Raw genomic sequence first — 19,360 nt, forward strand, 5'->3', positions numbered from 1 at the left:
TCAATCAGAAGTAAATTTTTTAATTCCTTAAACGGATTAAAAACGAAAACGGAAATGACTTTCTAAAAGTTATTTCCGTTTTTTATTGTTTTAGATTTAAACTTAAACTACCGGGATATAAATATCAAAAGTAGCTCCCTTATTTTTTTCGCCTTTTGCGGTAATCGTTCCGTTGTGGTTTTCTACAATTTTTTTCACGATCGCAAGTCCAATTCCTGTTCCGGTGTATTCGAGTTTTCCGTGTAAACGCTGAAAAACTTCGAATATCTTTTTGCTGTACTGTGGTTCAAAACCAATACCGTTATCAGATATACTAATGTGGCAATAATTTGCTTCTTTAGCCAAAGACTCATTATTTAAATTTTCGCCTTTGGTAAATTCACAGTTTATTTTTATGATAGTAGGAATATCCGGATTGGCAAATTTTAGTGAATTACTAGCCAGATTATACAATAATTGTCTGAACTGAAACGGAATAATACTCGCTTCGCAGGTATTGTCAATTTCTATTATGGCTCCTTTTTGCTCCAGTTCTTCCTTCAGGTCTTCTTTTACCTCATCGATAATTTTAGAAAGATTAATTTTTTCAAATTTTCTTTCCTGAATATTCGTTCTAGAGTAAGAGAGCAGATCATTGATAAGCGTTTGCATGCGCTGTGCTGCATTTTGCATGCGCTGAAATTTATCTTTTCCGGAATCTGATAAATTCTCAGATTCTTTCTCGATAATCTGCGTTGCAAAAGTTTGAATTTTTCGCAGCGGTTCCTGCAAATCATGGCTCGAAATATAAGCAAACGACTGAAGCTCTTTGTTCATTTGCTCCAGCTCTACATTTTTTTGCTCCAGTTCTTTGGTACGTGCTGTAACCTGTTTCTCTAATTCCTGGGTAAAAGCTTTTTCTGTCTGGATATCGGTAAAAGCACCTACCCATTTAATGATTTTATTGTCTTTATTCAAAACGGGTTCACCAATAACAGAATGCCATCTATAGGTTCCGTCTTTTCTTAAAACCCTCACATCGGCTTTGTATATTGTGCCGGTTGTCAGGCTTTTGTTCCATATTCTGGAGTTTTCATCAAAATCGTCAGGATGAATCATGGCTTTCCAAGCTGCTTCGCCGTTAGGAACTACTCCAGTATATTCGAACCATTTGCCTGAGGTAAACAATGCATTGCCTTTATCGTCTGTTTCCCAAATAAGCTGCGGAATACTTTCGGTCAGGGAACGAAATCTTTTTTCGCTTTCTTCTATTTTTTTTCTTGCTTCTACTTTTTCGGTAACATCAATCATGGTGATTTTTATTCCTGAAATAGTATCGTCTAACTCACGTTGAGGTGCAAATTCAAAATCAATATACATTTTATGCTCGATACTATTGATCATGATATAAAATAAAGATTCAGATTCTGAATGTACGTTTCCGGTACTGTAGACTTCATTTAAAAGTCTGGCATATTTTTGTTTTTTAAGCTCCGGGAATACTTCTAGTATACTTTTACCCTGAACATCACTTTCATTTTTTCTCCATATATTTTTTAACATGGCAGCATTGACCATTTCAATCACCATGTCTTTGCCTTTTAGAATCGCTTTAGGAACAGGAGATTCCATCACTAGTTTACGGAATCTTTTTTCGCTTGCTTCAAGTTCCTGCTGGTGATTTTTTTCGTCGGTAATATCTCTTACAGTTCCTAACAATCTTTCAGGATTGTTTTCTGAATCGTAAAATACTTTTCCTTTGGCTTCGACCCAATGAATCGACTGATCGTCCCATATTACCCTGGCCTCATAATGAATGTTTCCTAAAGAAATTGCTTCTTTAAAGGCTTTTTCGCGAATGTGCAGGTCATCAGGATGAACATGGCTAAGAAGCTGGGCATGCGTTAAATGTTCTGCATCTTTATAACCTGTAACAATTTCCAGATATCGGTTAGAATATTGAAGATCTTTTGCCTTTACATACAATTCCCAGGTACCCAATTCACTCGCTTCGACTATAATATTAAGCCTTTCTTCGTTGAGTTCTGTTTTCTTTCTGGCTTCCACTTTTTCAGTAACTTCAGTTACGGTGACAATAATACCTGAAATTTCTCCATTTTCTTCTTTTAAAGGATGGTATAAGAAATCAAAATAGAAGATTTCCGGATTTCCAAATCTATTTATGGGTACAGGCAATTCGTTTCCGTGATACGCAACACCGGTGGAGTAAACAGTATCCAAAAGTTCGCCAACTGTTCCTCTTACTTCAGGCAAAGAATCGAACAAAGGTTTACCAATAAAGGTACTTTCTTCTCTGCCTACCAATTTTAAATAAGCTTCATTGGCCATTTCTGCTACATGGTTAGGTCCACGCAAAATAGTAATTCCAACAGGAGCTTGTTTCACTGTGTTTCTGAAACGTTTATCGGCCTCCTCAATTTTTCGTCTTGCATTTACCTGCGGTGTATTGTCCAGCACCCAAATAGCAATTTTGGTTACTTTTCCTTCTATATTTTTTAGCGGAGCATAAACAAAAGTCACATAAATTGTTTCTTTTTTTCCGTGTCTGATGAGCGGCATTTCGACCTCATTAGCATAAAACGGATTTCCTTCGGAGATTACTCTTTGCAGCGGAACTTCGTAAGCAGATCGTACCTCGGCAAAAGCATCCCAATAGTTTTTTCCTGCAATTTCCTCATATTTTTTTCCTGCAACTTCAATAAAACTGTCATTTACGATTTCCGTTATTAAAGTTTCTGCATCCAATACGCAAATACCAATGGGAGATTGCGATACCATACTGCGCAAATTCTGTTCGCTTTCCTCTATTTTTTTCTTGGCTAAATTCAGATCAGTCAAATCGACTCCTGTATTCATTACACCATATATATTACCGTTTATGTCATATATTGGAGTTAGGCTGTAATTAAAATAATACGTGCCTAATTTTCCATTAACAGTAAGATCAAGAGGCGTATTTTGGGTATGAAAAGATTTTCCGCTGTTTAAGACTTCACTAATTTGCTCAAAAACCAATTGGTTATCGAGCTCCGGAACGACATCTTTGAATGATTTTCCGATAACATCATTACCTTTTCCCCATATTTTTATAATAGAATCATTGGCCAGTTCAACGATCATTTCCTTTCCGGCATACAATGCAATCGGGAAAGGCGCATTTTCGACCAACTCTCTTACTTTTTGCTCACTTTCTACCACTTTCGAACGCGAAAGTACCTGTGAAGTTACTTCTATAGCAATTCCTACCACTCCTGAAATAGTACCATCAGTTTCTCTCAGGGCTTCGTAAACAAAATTTAAATACGTATCTTCTATTTTACCGTTACGAGGCAGCTTAACCAGCTGTTCGTTGGCAACAAACTTTATACCGGTTTTGTATACATTATTGAGTACATCTTCAAGATATTGATTTCTTGTTTCCGGTAAAGCATCAAAAACGGGTTTATTAAGAATTTCGCTGGCTTCGACTCCCCATAACTGAATCATTTGATCGTTGGCAATTTCTACAACATGATCTTTTCCTCTCATAACGCACATCGCCACAGGAGCCTGCATGATGTTATTTCTAAATCTTAGATTACTTTCTTTTAGCGCTGCAGTTGCCCGCACTTTTTCTGTGGTTTCGATCACCGTAACCAAAAGCCCGCCAACTACGCCATCTTCTTTTTTTATGTGGCTGTACGAGAAATCGAAATAACAATCCTCATCATATCCATTTCGGTCTAATGTTAATTTAAAATCCGGAAAACTCACTGAGCTTCCTTTCATAACATCATGAAACATAGGAGCAAGGATATCCCAAACTTCTGAAAATGTAATTTGAGAACTAATTCCTAAGGCTTTAGGATGTTTGGAACCCAGAATCTGGCTGTAAGTATCGTTGTATATTTGCGTATAATCGTTACCCCATACCACTAACATTCCAAAGGGGTTGTTGAGCATTAGGGCAACAATGGTTTTAAGACTTTGAGGCCAGTTGTCAGGATCGCCTAAAGGTGTTTTACTCCAATCTTTTGAGCGTATCAATTTGCCCATTTCGCCACCATCGGATAGAAAATAATGTTTATGATCTGTAAAGCTCATTCTGGAAACGAATTAGGGTTGGAGGATAAATTGCGCTCTTATAGGTTGCTTAAAATTATTTTCGGATACTGCTGTAAGAGCATTTTCGATTACTTTTTTTAATTTAGAAAATTCGCCCGGTTTACGAATATAATACGTTGCCCCTTTTGCATACATCAGGTCAACAATCTCATTGTCGAGCGAAGTCGAAAAAATAATAACAGGAAGGTTTTTGAGTGCTTCGCTTTCTTTTATTTCTTTCAGGCATTCAGAACCATTTTTGCGGGGCATATTAAGATCCAGAAAAAGCAGGTCCGGTAAATTGTCTCCGGAATGATCTGCTAAAAAATCCATAAGCTGTACGCCATCATTAACAGTCACAAGAGATACGGGAAGCGATAATTCATCCAGTACTTCTTTAAAAAAATCGCAATCATCTTCATCGTCATCTGCCAGCAATAAATTGTAATTCTGTTTAATCATTTTGAGTATTATAAATTTTTTACTTTTTTAGCAATTAAATTCGCCTTTAGATTTCCTAATTGTATCTGTTTTGAATTGATTTTCTCTTTATTAAAGTTGATATTTAATTCAAAATCGATTTGATTCTGCTAAGATAGAACTAATTTTATTACTATTAATCAGTAATATACGGATAAATTTAACGCTTTAGATTCTAATTCAATAATTTGTAATTTGGAGTTATTGTTTTTAAAATTAACGGTTTAGAGTTTTTTAAAGGGTTCTTTTTTAATGAATTTTAAAAATAAAAAATTGGTTTCGCTTTCTAGAACAATTGTTAATGTCTTTTTTATTTCTGAAATCAACTTCAAAAAAAAATCCGCCAAAACTTGATTTGACGGATTTTAAGATATAATCTAATATTTTTTTATGTTGATAAGGTTAAACCCTTCGCTTTAAAATTACTAAAAAGTACCTGACGCGCACTACTAATGGTTTCTTCGGTACGGTAAATACTGCACCAGAATTTTATTTGCAGTTTGAATTTTCCATCGGCAATTGCAGTGTAATAGATTTGTGGAGGTTTAGTGTTATTGACTAAATCCATGCTTTCAAGAGATTCTAAGATTAAGGTATTAATCTCGTCGGGCATGATATCTCCGCTAACTTCTACAGCAGTTTCTACCAGTTTATAATTGTCTGTATAGGTCCAGTTGGTAATGTTTTGCGATAATAAATTACCATTTGGTATAATGATTTCGGCACCGTTTGCCGAGTTGATTTTCGTCGTACGCAATCCCATCGATTTTACACGACCAGATTCTGAAGCAATATTGATTACGTCCCCAATTTGTATCGGTTTATCAAAAATCAGGATAATACCCGAAACGAAATTGTTCACCACACTCTGAAGACCAAGTCCAACACCAACACCCAACGCTCCTAATAAAATGCTTAGTTTATCCAATGGCATTCCGGATGCGGCAACGGCCAAAAGGTAACCACAAATTAAAACCACCAATCTTGTGATCAGTAATTTAGAATGTTGTTTTTTGTTGATGTTTTCTTCGTTTTCATCATCAACTTCACCAAAGAAATATGCCACATAATTCTGTAATAAATGCGCAAGCCAGATAATGATAAAAAACAGAACGATGTTTCCTAACGTAAAAGTGATGCTTCCTATGGTATTAGGATGACTTAATAATGAATTTAAACTGGTACGCAAAGATTCCCATATGTTTAAATTGGCGGCGATTACCACAATCCACATATAACTAATTACGATGATGAAAGGTTTTTTGAGTGTTTCAGACAGGCTTTCGTAATCAAAAATCTTTTCGATACCGCGCTTTACACGAGTGGTATAAATTTGTAAAAGAATAATCTCTAAAATTATTTTTAAAAGAACGCTTAAGGCAACAATTTGTGTAAGCGATATAAAAGCAGTTATACTTAACATGTTGGCCAGCGACACCCTTCCGAAGAGATTATTAAGAATCGCCAGAACATTCAGACCAATAAAAATGATCGTAGCCCATTTAAAAAAACCTTTGTAGTAAAGCTGGTCTTTCAGGGTTTTAATCTGAACAAATCCATAACGAACGCCCAAAATATTGATGATAATAAAGGCGCAGCGTTGTATAAAACCAACGGCAATAAATAAGTCAAGGAAACACAATACAAAAAATAAAACTAAAAGAAGCAGCCAGTTGCGCATCGCCACTTTTGACCAATTATTTTTGAACAGTAGAGTAATAAGTCCCAAAAGAGCCAGCTGAATCAGTTCTATAAACATCGCCGGAGCATATAAATTACTCACCACGGCAATGTTAAGGCCCACTACAGCTACCGGAACGATAATGCCGCGATTTAAATATTTAAAGTTAAACTCAGATAAATGTTCTTCATGACCATTATTTTTAAGGTATTTTAAATTGCGTAAAATGTACCAGCCCAATAATCCCATTAATAACACCAAAAAGATTAATGCGCCTGCTTTATAACTCAAATAGTAGGAAGCCACATTTTCCTCGATGATGATTTTGGCCTTGATATTTTTTCCGACTATTTTTTTAGCCGTAGAATCGCTGGTGCTCCATAAAGCCGGATATTCTTTTTTCAGCATGCTTATTCCGGACTGTTCTAGTTTACTTTCTACAGTAATTAAAGCATTCGAAACGGCAATTTTTCGTTCTACGGTTAGTCTTTTATTTGTATTTAAAATCCCCTGATTTTTGGTCATTAAACTGTCCGTACTCAGGTATCTGTTTTTTAGGTTGGCAAATTCTTTTTTAAATTGTTTGCGTTTAATGGTATCTGTCAAAAGACCCATTAGGGTTTTGTCCTTGCGCAGCTCAATTACCCTGCCTTTGATTTTTTCAAGCTCCAGATTTCGGGAATTAATGGCCGTGTTTTGTTCATCCAGTTCCTGTTCGATTTCTTTCAGGACAATACGATACATTTGCTGGTTGCGCACATTAGGATTCGCCCCTTTTAAACTCGCCAGAATAAGATCGAGTTTGCCTTGCGTTCGTTTAATTTCTCCAAACAAATGATGGCTGTTTCCATCAAACTCAGTGTCATTATGAGCAGATTCCAAAACCTCACCCGCTTTTTCGATAGCCATCAAATAATCGCTGTCGGTAGCACTTTCTTCAAAAAGTTTTGATTTGGTTTGGGTTTTAGGCGGAGTAGTATCAGCTTTAACCGGTGCAGTTTCAGTTGTAGCTGCTTTGGTTTGTGAATAGGTTAACGGCGCGTAAAAAAAGACGGCTAATAAGGTCAGTAAACCAATAAAATTTCTTTTCTGAATCATAATGTAAGGCAATGAATTTAAGGGTCAAATGTAATTTTTTTTAGGCTATTTATGATGGAAAGTATGATAAAATTTGGTTAAAAGAGGTTTTGCGGGCTTGAGTTTAATTGTGTTATGTGTGTAATTTTTTTTGCCAATGATTAAAAGGATTAGAATGATTATGATTTTTGGGTAAAATGATAAAACTAAGTTTCTTTAGGAGCTAATCCCGCACCCGAGCCTGAAAGTGCGAACTGGCGAACCCCACCACAAAAGGATTTCCACTTCTATCGGGGCTAGGGCAATTGTTTTTATAATAGTATTTTTGTCTAGTTTGTCGTTTTCGAATGAGAACATCAGCACTTTGCCTAATATTTGCGTTCAACGATTATGCTGATTTTTGTCATCCCTTGTGAATGACAATGATCTTGGTTACTTTGTGTTAAAACATTTACTTCAAATCTTTTTTAATACTTTTAATCAGTGTCAAAAAAAAGAACACATAAAAAGCATAGCTACAAGAAAGTTTAAAAACTATTATATTCGTACTCTAAATACCAGAATTACAAAAACAATCATAAAATGGAAAATATTACAGTAATTATCATGTTACTTTTCGGGGTTGCTTTTTTGAGCCTTATCAGTAAAAAGTACAATTTCCCCATTCCGATTGTGCTGGTGCTTTGCGGAGTCATTATTAGTGTAATTCCGGGGCTTCCGGTTATTGCGTTAAGTCCCGAAGTGGTATTTATTGTCTTCTTGCCGCCACTTTTATATCACGCGGCGTGGTATACCAGCTGGTCAGATTTTAAACAGACTATAAGACCAATTACTTTGGCCGCTGTAGGTTTGGTACTTTTTACCACCGTGGCCGTAGCTGTTGCCGCACATATGCTGATAGATGATATCTCCTGGCCGTTAGCTTTTTTACTGGGCGCGATTGTTTCGCCGCCTGATGCGGTTTCGGCAACTTCTATTACAAAAGGTTTGGGGTTGCACCCAAGGTTAATTGCGATTCTCGAAGGCGAAAGTCTGGTAAATGATGCCAGTGGTCTGGTCGCTTACAAATATGCTTTGACTGCCATTACCGCAGGAAATTTTGTCCTCTGGCAAGCCGGACTGAACTTTGTTATCATGTCGGTTTTAGGAATCGCCATTGGTTTAGGAGTAGGATATATCATGAGTTTTATTCATAAAAAGTTTGTCTGCGATGAGGTGATTGAAGCGACCTTAACTTTACTAACGCCTTTTGCTTCGTACTTAATTGCCGAACATTTTGAAGCTTCGGGAGTTTTGGCCGTAGTGGCAACCGGACTTTTTCTTTCGGCAAGGTCAGGAACGATTTTCACCCACGAAAGCCGAATCATGACGGGAACCATCTGGAGTGTTCTGACCAATATCCTAAACGGATTGATCTTTATCTTAATCGGATTGCAGTTGCGACAAATTATCGAAGGAATTGGGGATTACTCGGGTTGGTCTTTGTTTATTTGGGGCGCTTCGGTAAGTATTGTCGTGATTCTGGTGCGTTTTTTATGGGTGATTCCCGCGACTTTACTGCCAAGATATATCAGTAAAAAAATCCGTTTGCAGGAAGAATTCGATTTCCGAAACATGATTGTTTTCGGCTGGTCCGGAATGCGTGGCGTAGTGTCGATGGCTGCGGCTCTGGCGCTTCCGCTAATGATGAACGAAACAGAGGCTTTTCCGTTACGAAACCTCATCATTTACCTCGTATTTTGCGTAATTCTTTCGACTTTGGTCATTCAGGGATTGACATTACCATGGTTAATCAAAAAACTAAAAATAGAAAAATATTCGATCCTGGCCGAAGAATACGAAATAAGAAACGTAATTGTTTCGCAAACCATTACCCACATCGAAGATAATTTCTCGTTACTCAACGACGACTTACTTCATAACATAAAGAGCAAGTATGAAGTAAAATTCAATCGCCTCCAAAAAACCGAACTCCCGGCCAACTTCTTTGGAAAAGGAAATCTAATGGGCGGCGAGATCTTCAACGACTTCACCAAACTTCAAATCGATCTCCTAAACGTAGAACGCGCAAAACTAGAATCGATGCATAAATCCGGTTCTGTCAATGAAGAGATTTTCAGGAAGATTGAGAAAGAACTGGATTTGGAGGAGACCAGGTTGTGGATGGAGATGTATGAGGAGTAATTAAGTTGTTTGTATTTAACATCGCATATTGCGATATGCGATGATGATGTCATATGAGAGATACAAAGGAATTTAGAAATTGCGGTTTATTTTTCAATAAATTAGGAAGAGCTAATTTTAATTGGGAAATGATCTGTTTTCTAATTAAAAAAACATCAATTTCGCTACTACCCGTGTCGGAATTAGAATCGGACAGCAGGAAAGAGTTCCTGAAAATTAAAATCCAAAATTTTTAAAATTCAAAAATTCCGACTTCTCTCAGCATAACAATAATAAATTCCAAAAAGCGTTTTATTAAACTTCGTCATCTTCAAAGATCACAAAACCTCAACTCAAAAAACCTCCCAAAACCGCTGTAAAACTGTATACTGTATCCTAAAACCGTATAATAATTACACACGTCAAAAGCAATGAAAACACCTAAACAACTCAAAACCAGTAAAAACTGATAATGGCACAACGCTTGCAAAATGGGATAATGTAAATTCCTGTCGATAAATGAAAATAACGAATCGGGAGGAAAGTAAATAAAATAAAAGCCATATAAAGCAAATCAAAAGTAGTGTCATATGAAAAGTGAAACCTTAACAACAGAACGATTTTATACCTCGAACCCGGATCTTAACAACGAACAAGCTTTAAACAGTTCCATTTTTCGTATTAACAATTCAAATGCAGCAACAAAAAAAGTAAGCGAGCGCACCAAAAGTAAGTTTGGGTTATTTGTGCTAGTGAGTACTTTTATCTTAATGTTTGTGGGAGCGTATTCTGTATATCATTTGCAGGACGACTTCGATCAGTTTCAAATTGAGCGATTAAACTCTTCCTGGGGATTACCATTCCTGATTGTTGCCGGATTATTATTTTTCTTTCAGACAGGAGTTTTCCTGTACAATTTATACTTGTTTTTTAAATACAAGCCAATCGAATCCGTTTCGGATGAAATGTTGCCAACCGTTACTGTAATCGTTCCTGCGTATAACGAAGGAAAACTGGTTTGGGATACTTTATTAAGTTTAGCCGACAGTGATTTCCCGGCACATAAACTTGAAATACTAGCCGTAGATGACGGAAGTAAAGATGATACCTGGTACTGGATGCAACAAGCCAAAATAAAATTAGGAGATCGTTTAACAATTTTTCAGCAACCGGCAAACGCAGGAAAACGTCACGCCTTATACCGCGGATTTGAATTAGGAACCGGAGAAATTTTTGTAACGGTAGATAGTGATTCGATCGTGAAAAAAGATACCCTTCGTAATTTAGTGAGCCCGTTTGTGGTAAACGAAAAATGTGGAGCAGTGGCAGGTAACGTTCATGTTCTAAACAGCAAAAAAGCAATTTTACCAAAAATGCTTAACGTGAGTTTCGTAATGAGTTTTGAATTCATGCGTTCTGCCGAAAGTCAGTTGGGTTCTGTACTTTGTACTCCGGGAGCAGCTGCGGCATATCGTAAAACAGCCGTTTTTGCCTGTCTTGACGAATGGATCAACCAGACTTTTATGGGACAACCATCAGATATTGGTGAAGATCGCGCCATGACTAATATGATCCTAAAACAAGGACAGCAAGTATTGTTTCAGAGAAATGCCTATGTACTAACCAACGTTCCTGAAGAATACACGGGATTGTACAAAATGTTTATCAGATGGAGCAGAAGTAATGTGCGTGAAAACATCGCAATGGCCAAATATGTTTTCACCGATTTTAGAAAAGAATCTAAATTTGGTTCAAGACTTTTATGGCTCAACCAGGCTTTAAGAATTGTTATGGCGTATCCGTTTATGCTTTTCATGTTCTTTTTTATTGCCATTCATCCGTTATTGTTTTTAAGTTCAACACTATTAGGAATCTTAATCGTATCGAGCTTCCCGGTTTTATTTTACGCTAAAAGATATAATTTTTCCGATTCGCTTTGGGCCTATTCATACAGTGTTTTTTACACCTTTAGCTTATTCTGGATTACACCATACGCCATCGTTACAGCCAACAAAAGAGGCTGGTTAACACGTGGTTTAGCATAAATTAAATATTAGAATTAGATTAGAAATTGAAATTAGATTTGTTTTTGAAACTCCTGTTCATCTGAGCAGGAGTTTTTTTATGGAATAAAGTCTGTTATTTTTTATAGCCACTGATTAAAAGCATTAAAAAGTATTTTTTATTTTAGGTGTATTTCTAACTTATATCTTGAAAAAAGGAATTTGATTTATAATTTTTTTAGGAGCTATTTCCCGCACCCGAGCCTGAAAGAGCGAACTGGCGAAGCAATCCGTTCTAATCTTTTGTGGCGAACCCCGCCCTAAAAGGATTTCCACTTCTATCGGGGCTCATTTTTATAATACTATTTTCGTTTATTTTGTTATCTCGACCGAAGGAGAAATCAGACTCGAAAATCGGCAAAGATTGATGATTTTCTTTACGTCCCGAAGCTTCGGGATAGTGTGATTTTTCCTGCGTCAGGATGACAAGATTACTAAAATCCTGAACAAAGATAAATGCATACTCAATTGCCCTCCTCCGTCGAAATGAAAATTTGGCGATATACTTTCTTGAAATTTTAACTTACCGTATTTCAACATTGCCCGTGGTTTCAACCACGGGGAACGTACTGTAATTAACATATCGTAAATAACGTACTGTAATAATTTATTTTTAAAATATCTTATGTCCAAACGGTTGAAGTCCTTTGCTATGTTTTTACATCATAATCATTTAAATCCTTTTATCCCGATAGCTATCGGGAGTGGCAAAATAAGACCGAAGTAAGTTCGAAAAAATAAATTAAAAAAAATAATTAATAAAAGAATGTTCATTCATTTATTGTTTTATCTTTGTCAAAAAAATATCATGAGAATTCGGGATGTTGACAAAGAGAAGCTGGTTATTGCAACTGCAATTGATCAAATCGTACGCGACGGATTTCAGGGTTTCAGCATGAATAAACTGGCGAAAGCCTGTTCGATTTCTGTTGGGACTTTATATATATACTACAAAGACAAAGATGATTTAATACAAAAAATAGGTGCTATAACAGCATTAGAATATTTTACCAGCACGGTAAAGAATTTTTCACCTGAAATGTCGTTTGAAGAAGGATTATGGAAGCAATGGGAAAACCGCGCGGCGTTTACCATGAAATACCCCAAGGAAGTTGCTTTCTTTGAAATCATCAAACATTCACCTCACTCAGAAATCATTCTGGATTCTATTAAAGAGTTTGCAGATTTTAGAAAGATTATGACTGAGTTTATGGATAACGGACTCCGTAATAGAGAACTGGTTCCCATGACATTTGAAGCTTTTTGGTCTGTCGCCTACGGACCATTATACACGCTGTTGAACATGCATACTGAGGGTAAGAGTATGGGAGGAAGGCCATTTAAACTTACCAGAGAAATTATGAAAGAAGCTTTTAGCCGAACCATAAAAGCTTTAACACCATGAAAAATTATGGATACAGATTTAAATACAATACACGTTTTTAAAACAAATATTGCTACTGTAGATCCGGCTTGCCAGCTGCGTAAAACGCTCGACGAACACCAGGATATACAGCAATGGAGTATCGATCACGAAGATGTCGATTGTGTTCTCCGCGTTGTTTCATCGGTACTAAAACCCGAAACAATCATTGGTATGATCAACGGATTTGGTCATGAATGCCAGGAATTAAATGAATAAAAAATAACCAGTTTATATGGAAAAAACATCAGGGGACAGCCCCGCTTTTACTTTTAACCAAAAAATCATCATCGCCATTCTGGCACTTTTGCAGTTTACTGTAATTCTTGATTTTATGGTCATTTCTCCGCTGGGAGATATCTTAATGAAAACACTCGATATGACCACTGCAAACTTTGGTTTTGCCGTTTCTGCTTATGCATTTAGTGCCGGAATCTCCGGATTATTAGCAGCAGGTTTTGCAGATAAATTCGACCGAAAAAAATTGCTGATTTTCTTTTACACAGGATTCATTATTGGTACCGTTTTCTGCGCACTTTCATCGAGTTATATCATGCTGCTTATGGCAAGAATCGTTACTGGACTTTTTGGTGGTGTAATAGGTTCTGTATCATTGGCAATCGTAACCGATTTATTTGTCATTCATCAAAGAGGTCGTGTGATGGGCTTTATACAAATGGCTTTTGCCACCAGTCAGATTCTGGGAATTCCCGTTGGTTTGTATTTTGCCAACAACTGGGGATGGCATTCGGCATTTATCATGATCGCCGTTTTAGGAGTCCTGATTCTGATTGCTATCATTACTCAAATGCAGCCTATTATCAAACACCTTGAAGTACAATCAGATAAAAGTCCGTTTTTGCATCTTTGGCATACGTTAAGCAATAAACAATACCAAATAGGATTTGCTTCTATTGCATTTCTTTCGGTTGGAGGATTTATGTTACAGCCTTTTGGAAGTGCGTTTTTGGTCAACAATATTAAAATTAGCCAATTAGAATTGCCAATGGTATTTTTCTTTACCGGACTTTCAGTACTTTTTATCATGCCTTTGGTGGGGAAGTTAAGTGATAAAATAAGTAAGTTTAAATTGTTTGCAGCGGGTTCTGTACTCTCTATCATTATGATTTTGATTTATACCAACCTGAATCCTATTCCGCTATGGGAAATCGTAGTTATCAATATGATTTTGTTTATGGGAATCATGAGCCGAATGATCCCTGCTACAACCCTAAATACAGCTATTCCTGGATTAGAAGATCGTGGCGCTTATATGTCGATATCTTCCTCACTGCAGCAAATTGCAGGCGGAATTGCAGCGGTTTGTGCCGGATATATCGTGCATCAGAAAACCAAAACAGCTCCATTGGAAAATTATGATATTTTAGGATACGTAATTGCAATTATTACACTTTGTTCCATATTTTTTATTTGGAGAGTAAATCAGTTAGTAAAATCGAAAGATGCTGCAAAAGAAGTAAAGATCTAATACATTAGTATTTTAAGAATATAAAGACTGTCTGAAAAGGCAGTCTTTTTTTGGTTTATGCTGTGAATGAAAATATCGTGGTGACTTAGTTTTTAATGGCCCCCGGATTGTGCGGATTAAACGGATTTACTCGGAATTTTTTTCGGGGGAGTTCCATGGGAACAAAACATAGTGTAGGGATGGATTTTAATCTATTCCCATTGTCAGGCTGAGCTGAGTCGAAGCCTCCCAATGTTTTCATTTCGACCCTAGGGAGAAATCACACTAGAAATTCCGCAAAGTAAAGGACAATCTTTGGCGAGTTACGAGTGTGATTTCTCCCTCGGGTCGAAGTGACAAAAAATGACAAAAAATCCGTTTAAATCCGAGTCCAACATTCACAAACAACAAAAGAAAGTATCAAACATTCCAAATCCCAGTTGTCGCTGTTTCTTTCGCGTAAGCGGAAAAATCTTTTGCTTTTCTGCCCAGAACTTTTTCGATATCAGAAGTAATACTCGAATTTCGACCATCCAGCACCTGTTCGAAAAGATAGTTGATCAACCAAATATAATCTTCTGGAACCTGATATTCTCTTAACATCCCGATATATTCTGCTAAAGATAATCCCTGAAAAGTGATGTTTCTGCCCGAAGCAATGGCAATTTCGTTTATGGCCTGTTCAAAAGTTAACAATCTCGGACCCGTCAATTCGTATGTTTGTCCGTTATGTTTGTCATCCAGAAGAGAAGCCGTAACCACCTCAGCAACATCATCGGCATCTATAAAAGGTTCTAAAGCTTCAGATCTTGGCAATGCTACAATTCCAGCCAAAACAGGATCGAGGAAAAAGCTTTCGCTAAAGTTTTGATTGAACCAGCTGGCACGAACAATCGTCCAGTTTTTGGCATTTTTTTTTACGATTTCCTCACAAACCTGGGCTTCTTTTTCGCCCCTTCCAGATAATAAAATGATTTTCTGAACGCCTGATTTTGTGGCAAGACGAGTAAAATTTTCGATAGAATATGCTGCCGCAGGAACAGCTAAATCAGGCTGAAAAGTGATGTAAAGCGCATCGACATCTTCCAGAATTCTTTGCCAGGTTTCCGGTTTTTCCCAATCAAAAGGGATTTTATCGTTTCGCGAACCCAAACGAATTTCGACATTTTTGATTTTTTCTAATCTTTCGGCTACTCTGCGTCCTGTTTTTCCGTTGGAACCCAGAACTAAAATGGTGGTATTTTTCATATCAGTTTTTTTTTGATGATTACTGATACAAAGATGTTGAGATTAAAAAAGAATCATTTGTCGTAAAAGAATTAAGATTTGTTTGAAAGGAATTGTTGGCGAACATCATTAGGACGCATGCCGAATTTTTTATGAAAGGCATTCGAGAACGAGCTTAAACTTTCGTACCCTACTTCCCAAGCCGATTCCTGTACTGTTTTTTCACTTTCGCGAAGTAATTCATAGGCTTTATGCAATCGTTCTTCCTGAACAAATTTGAAAACCGGAACGCCAAAAAGCTCCTTAAAATTCTTTTTGAGTTTGTTACTGTTAAGGCCTACCATTTGGGATAATTGCGTAATCGAAGGTGGTTTTGAATAACTGTTGGTCACAATTTCTTTCGCTTTATACAATTTATTTTTGTCTATTTCCGAAAAGTCAATTTTATGGCCAGTTGCTAAAAGTCCATAAAAATGGGCCAGTAATTCATTGACCTGACTTTTTAAAAACAGCAATCTTGTATTGCCGGTATACGTGGTGTTGAAGATTTTCTGAACCGCCAGTTGCATATCCAATGTCATATAAAAAGAAGGGCCTTTTACAAAATGTTCTTTCGGATTTAGTAATTCGGGAAGATAGTTTTCGAAGATCTCTTTTTCTGCCTGAGGCAAAGAATGAAGGTGTTTGGGTTTGGTAAAAATACTGATCGACTGCAAAGGTTTATCGGGTTCTATTTTATGCGAGAAAGCTACTTTTTGATTCCCAAAAAAGCAAATCGCCAAACCGGTCGTATTCATTAAATACTTGGTTTGATCGTTGTGTTTGATTTCCAGTTCAACATTCCCCGAACCATAAAAAGCAAATCCCACAGCATCGCCATCGATCTCACATTGCTGAACAAATGTTTTATCGGTATTGGATTGTTCGATTAAAACAATAAAATCATTTAATTCGATGATATCTGTTGTCATGGATTTTTTTGTTATTGGTATCAAAAAAGCATGAAAAGTTACGATTTATCTAGTAGCAAATTCCAAATTTTTAAAATTCCAAATTCCAATCTAAAAAAGTAAAACTCCAAAATAAAAAAAATCCCAAATTCCAATGAAGGAATTTGAGATTTCAGCTTTTTTGAAATTTGGAATTTCAAAAATTGGAATTTTTTAATTCTGTTCCTTAATCACAGATTGATTAAGCTTAAGAATTCTTATTTTTTTATTGGTATTATCCGATAAAAATATACGATCGTTAAGTTGCGCCACACTTACAATACTACCAAATGGATTTTGTCCTAAAACATCAGAAATATTTACACTTGCGTTATAATTACGTGCCATAAAATCTGCTTTAGGATAAAGGCGTAAAAAATTGACGCTTCCAACATTTTCAGACGTAACAGCCCAATCCTGGGTAAAACTAACTGCAATTGGTTTAGCCACTATGGTAGAAGTAATCGGTTTTATAGCTTCAGTAAGCGAACTTGCAGCATTGGTTTTTATTGCTGCAATATTATAATACAAATAACTTTTTGCATCTCTTCCGGCAACTACTAAATTTCCAGCTTCAACATCTAATGAGTATACCTGATCAAAACCGTTTAATGTATTCAGTTTGGCAATAGGTTTTAGATTCCACTCGCTGGTTGTTGTGATCTGAGAAGTTTCAAAAACTTTGATCGAAGTTTCTTTTTCTTTCACGAAAACCAATCCGTCTTTTACCACAACACCAAAAACGTGTACAAAAGTTTGCCACCATTGACCGTTTCCAACAATGCTGATTCCGGCATTTGTATTTTCATCTATTACAAAAAGTCTTGATTCACGGCTTCCTATATAAATTCGGCCTTTATCAACAGCAACAGAAGTAATTTCGGTCAACGCAGTCGTGGTAGTTCCTTTTTTATATTCGGTAATGGTTTTGATATGTGCCAAAGTTACCGCGTTGAAAACCTCAAGTACATTGCCATTAGCAACATATAATTTTTCGTTGGCAATCGCGATTCCTTTAGGATCTAAAGTTCCGGTTCCGTCCCCAATTTGAGCCGCTGTTATCGAAGCCTCATCAGTAGGGTAGAAGTAGTTATAAGTAGTTGGATCATCGCCATTAGAATCTTTGCTGCAATTGGTAAAAAGGCAAAGTACTAGTAGTAAAAATGGTATTTTGTTCATGATAGTTTTGTAGGTTAGTTCCATTTTCCTTCTCCTTTATATTTTAGTAAAAATGGATTTTTCGGATTAATCTTAAAGACAGGTTTTTTGTAAGTACCATTTAAATAAGCTGTCTTCGTATATCCTTTTAAAATATCCGGATCTGTAAACGGAAGATCGTTTAAAGAAATCAGATATTTATAAAAATCGGTTAACATTTCCTGCTGACCGCCGCCCTGGCCGCTATTGGCCAAATTACTGCTGTGGCTGTAACCACTATGATGTGAGTATTCGTGTGACCAAACCGACATTTCTCCATTCCAGTGTCCAGTTACATAACCTGATTCCCATTGCGATGCCAAAGCACCTCCGCCCCAGGCAGAACCTCCGCCCACCATGGCCATATTCAAAGTTCTGCTGTCTATATAGGTATTATACGCTTGTTCGATTTGAGCTTTGGTCAGATAATCGTAAACTCCGTCTACATCATCAGCGTTTCCGTGCCAGTTCAATGCGCCATTAACGGTTGCGGTTCCTGCTGTTGCAGCCTGTTCTCTTTTGTATCGGTCAAAATTCATGAATGTATCATAATACAAAGGATGACTAATGGCATACGAGAAATTGATGATCATTGTAATGGCTTCTTTGGCCAAAACAGGATTCATCGGTAAATATTTATTAGGATCATCAGCAGGATTATTAAGGTGGTACTGCGTGCTGAATTGTACTAGTCGATTCGATTTAATTTTCTTGAATTTGGCAAATAAAGGATCTGATGATTCTACAGAAAATTCGATCGCTCCCGAAGAAAATCCGCCAATTTTATCAATTGTAACTGTTTTACCGTTTTCTAACTGATAATCGTGTTTACCTTCGACCAAGGGAAGCTGGTGAAAAGAACGGTGAAAAGCAGGAACTTTAGAAAATTCGTAAATTAAAAAGCGCTTGTCGTAGTTGGCTATTTTGGCATAGACTTTTACATCGCTCAGACCAACAGGAGAATAAAGAGAAACCTGTACAGAATCTTTTCCTTTTTGGATGATTTGCATGGGTTGATTAACACGGAAAAAACGATCCTTGTTGTCATACATTTTCGACGAGTTCTCATCGTCTTGGAACATGGTCATTGGTCTGTTTTCTTTGGGTAAAGCAGTAGCATCAATGACGGCCAGATAATTGGGGTTGTAATTGTCGCCTTTTGAGTCATCATCGCTGCAGCTAAAAAGTACAGCTGCGAATAATGCCAATGGCAAAAAATAAGAAATGGTTTTTCTCATAAGGTTTGTAGGTTAAATTTGGGGTTTATTTATAAAACGCAAAACTATCAATATACTTGTGTAAAACAAGAATATTGAGAGAAAAACGTGTATTTAATTTGTAATAATAATAGGTTTTTTTAGATTTTTCTTCGTTAAATTGTTTGTTATTCCTTTAATTTGGTACCAAACGAAGATAGTACCTTATTTAAACATACATTTTCGATTTTGGTTAAAAATATTTCGATTTTGTCTAAAATTGAATGTTATTATCGAATGTTTCAATGCTATC

At 36.6% G+C, this 19,360-nt stretch carries 12 protein-coding genes; 5 read left to right on the forward strand and 7 right to left on the reverse strand.

All coding sequences use genetic code 11. The annotated features are described in order from the left end of the window. Positions 1-102: 102 nt before the first annotated feature. From IRZ78_RS21260 to IRZ78_RS21270, 3 genes are all read right to left on the reverse strand, one after another. Entirely contained in the window at positions 103-4,083 is a 3,981-nt protein-coding gene (locus IRZ78_RS21260; protein ID WP_194618538.1) for a PAS domain S-box protein, read from the reverse strand. 12 nt (positions 4,084-4,095) lie between these two features. Next, on the reverse strand, positions 4,096-4,545 hold the full coding sequence (locus tag IRZ78_RS21265; RefSeq protein ID WP_194618540.1) for a response regulator: 450 nt from the start codon (positions 4,543-4,545) through the stop codon (positions 4,096-4,098). Positions 4,546-4,951: 406 nt separating this feature from the next. Next, entirely contained in the window at positions 4,952-7,342 is a 2,391-nt protein-coding gene (locus tag IRZ78_RS21270; protein ID WP_194618549.1) for a mechanosensitive ion channel domain-containing protein, read from the reverse strand. 561 nt (positions 7,343-7,903) lie between these two features. Here IRZ78_RS21270 and IRZ78_RS21275 point away from each other — a divergent pair. The 5 genes from IRZ78_RS21275 (at position 7,904) to IRZ78_RS21295 (ending at position 14,459) form a co-directional block, all read left to right on the forward strand. Then, positions 7,904-9,505, forward strand: a complete 1,602-nt coding sequence (locus tag IRZ78_RS21275; protein ID WP_194618551.1) for a Na+/H+ antiporter — start codon at positions 7,904-7,906, stop codon at positions 9,503-9,505. Between the two features lie 569 nt (positions 9,506-10,074). After that, positions 10,075-11,529 (forward strand): glycosyltransferase, encoded by a 1,455-nt coding sequence (locus IRZ78_RS21280; protein ID WP_194618553.1) that lies wholly within the window; start codon positions 10,075-10,077, stop codon positions 11,527-11,529. A gap of 826 nt (positions 11,530-12,355) precedes the next feature. After that, complete coding sequence (locus IRZ78_RS21285) at positions 12,356-12,952, forward strand: TetR/AcrR family transcriptional regulator (protein WP_194618555.1); 597 nt, start codon at positions 12,356-12,358, stop codon at positions 12,950-12,952. Between the two features lie 6 nt (positions 12,953-12,958). Beyond that, complete coding sequence (locus tag IRZ78_RS21290) at positions 12,959-13,189, forward strand: hypothetical protein (protein ID WP_194618557.1); 231 nt, start codon at positions 12,959-12,961, stop codon at positions 13,187-13,189. Positions 13,190-13,205: 16 nt separating this feature from the next. After that, positions 13,206-14,459, forward strand: a complete 1,254-nt coding sequence (locus IRZ78_RS21295; RefSeq protein ID WP_194618560.1) for an MFS transporter — start codon at positions 13,206-13,208, stop codon at positions 14,457-14,459. 399 nt (positions 14,460-14,858) lie between these two features. Here the strand turns inward: IRZ78_RS21295 and IRZ78_RS21300 are convergent, their stop codons facing one another. From IRZ78_RS21300 to IRZ78_RS21315, 4 genes are all read right to left on the reverse strand, one after another. Next, a complete protein-coding gene (locus IRZ78_RS21300) occupies positions 14,859-15,686 on the reverse strand; it encodes an NmrA family transcriptional regulator (protein ID WP_194618562.1) in 828 nt (275 codons plus the stop codon). 71 nt (positions 15,687-15,757) lie between these two features. Continuing rightward, positions 15,758-16,636: an AraC family transcriptional regulator gene (locus IRZ78_RS21305; RefSeq protein WP_194618564.1), complete on the reverse strand. Its 879-nt coding sequence runs from the start codon at positions 16,634-16,636 to the stop codon at positions 15,758-15,760. 192 nt (positions 16,637-16,828) lie between these two features. Then, entirely contained in the window at positions 16,829-17,857 is a 1,029-nt protein-coding gene (locus tag IRZ78_RS21310) for a hypothetical protein (RefSeq protein WP_194618566.1), read from the reverse strand. Next, a complete protein-coding gene (locus IRZ78_RS21315) occupies positions 17,848-19,089 on the reverse strand; it encodes a hypothetical protein (RefSeq protein ID WP_194618568.1) in 1,242 nt (413 codons plus the stop codon). Before IRZ78_RS21315 ends, IRZ78_RS21310 begins: the two co-directional genes overlap by 10 nt. Positions 19,090-19,360: the final 271 nt, after the last annotated feature.

The sequence above is a fragment of the Flavobacterium sp. CSZ genome, assembly GCF_015350725.1.
In the GTDB taxonomy this organism is placed as follows: Bacteria; Bacteroidota; Bacteroidia; order Flavobacteriales; family Flavobacteriaceae; genus Flavobacterium.

Coding starts and splice junctions, on each gene's coding strand:
- IRZ78_RS21260 (WP_194618538.1), bottom strand. CDS start 4,083: ATGAGCTTTACAGATCATAAACATTATTTTCTATCCGATGGTGGCGAA.
- IRZ78_RS21265 (WP_194618540.1), bottom strand. CDS start 4,545: ATGATTAAACAGAATTACAATTTATTGCTGGCAGATGACGATGAAGAT.
- IRZ78_RS21270 (WP_194618549.1), bottom strand. CDS start 7,342: ATGATTCAGAAAAGAAATTTTATTGGTTTACTGACCTTATTAGCCGTC.
- IRZ78_RS21275 (WP_194618551.1), top strand. CDS start 7,904: ATGGAAAATATTACAGTAATTATCATGTTACTTTTCGGGGTTGCTTTT.
- IRZ78_RS21280 (WP_194618553.1), top strand. CDS start 10,075: ATGAAAAGTGAAACCTTAACAACAGAACGATTTTATACCTCGAACCCG.
- IRZ78_RS21285 (WP_194618555.1), top strand. CDS start 12,356: ATGAGAATTCGGGATGTTGACAAAGAGAAGCTGGTTATTGCAACTGCA.
- IRZ78_RS21290 (WP_194618557.1), top strand. CDS start 12,959: ATGGATACAGATTTAAATACAATACACGTTTTTAAAACAAATATTGCT.
- IRZ78_RS21295 (WP_194618560.1), top strand. CDS start 13,206: ATGGAAAAAACATCAGGGGACAGCCCCGCTTTTACTTTTAACCAAAAA.
- IRZ78_RS21300 (WP_194618562.1), bottom strand. CDS start 15,686: ATGAAAAATACCACCATTTTAGTTCTGGGTTCCAACGGAAAAACAGGA.
- IRZ78_RS21305 (WP_194618564.1), bottom strand. CDS start 16,636: ATGACAACAGATATCATCGAATTAAATGATTTTATTGTTTTAATCGAA.
- IRZ78_RS21310 (WP_194618566.1), bottom strand. CDS start 17,857: ATGGAACTAACCTACAAAACTATCATGAACAAAATACCATTTTTACTA.
- IRZ78_RS21315 (WP_194618568.1), bottom strand. CDS start 19,089: ATGAGAAAAACCATTTCTTATTTTTTGCCATTGGCATTATTCGCAGCT.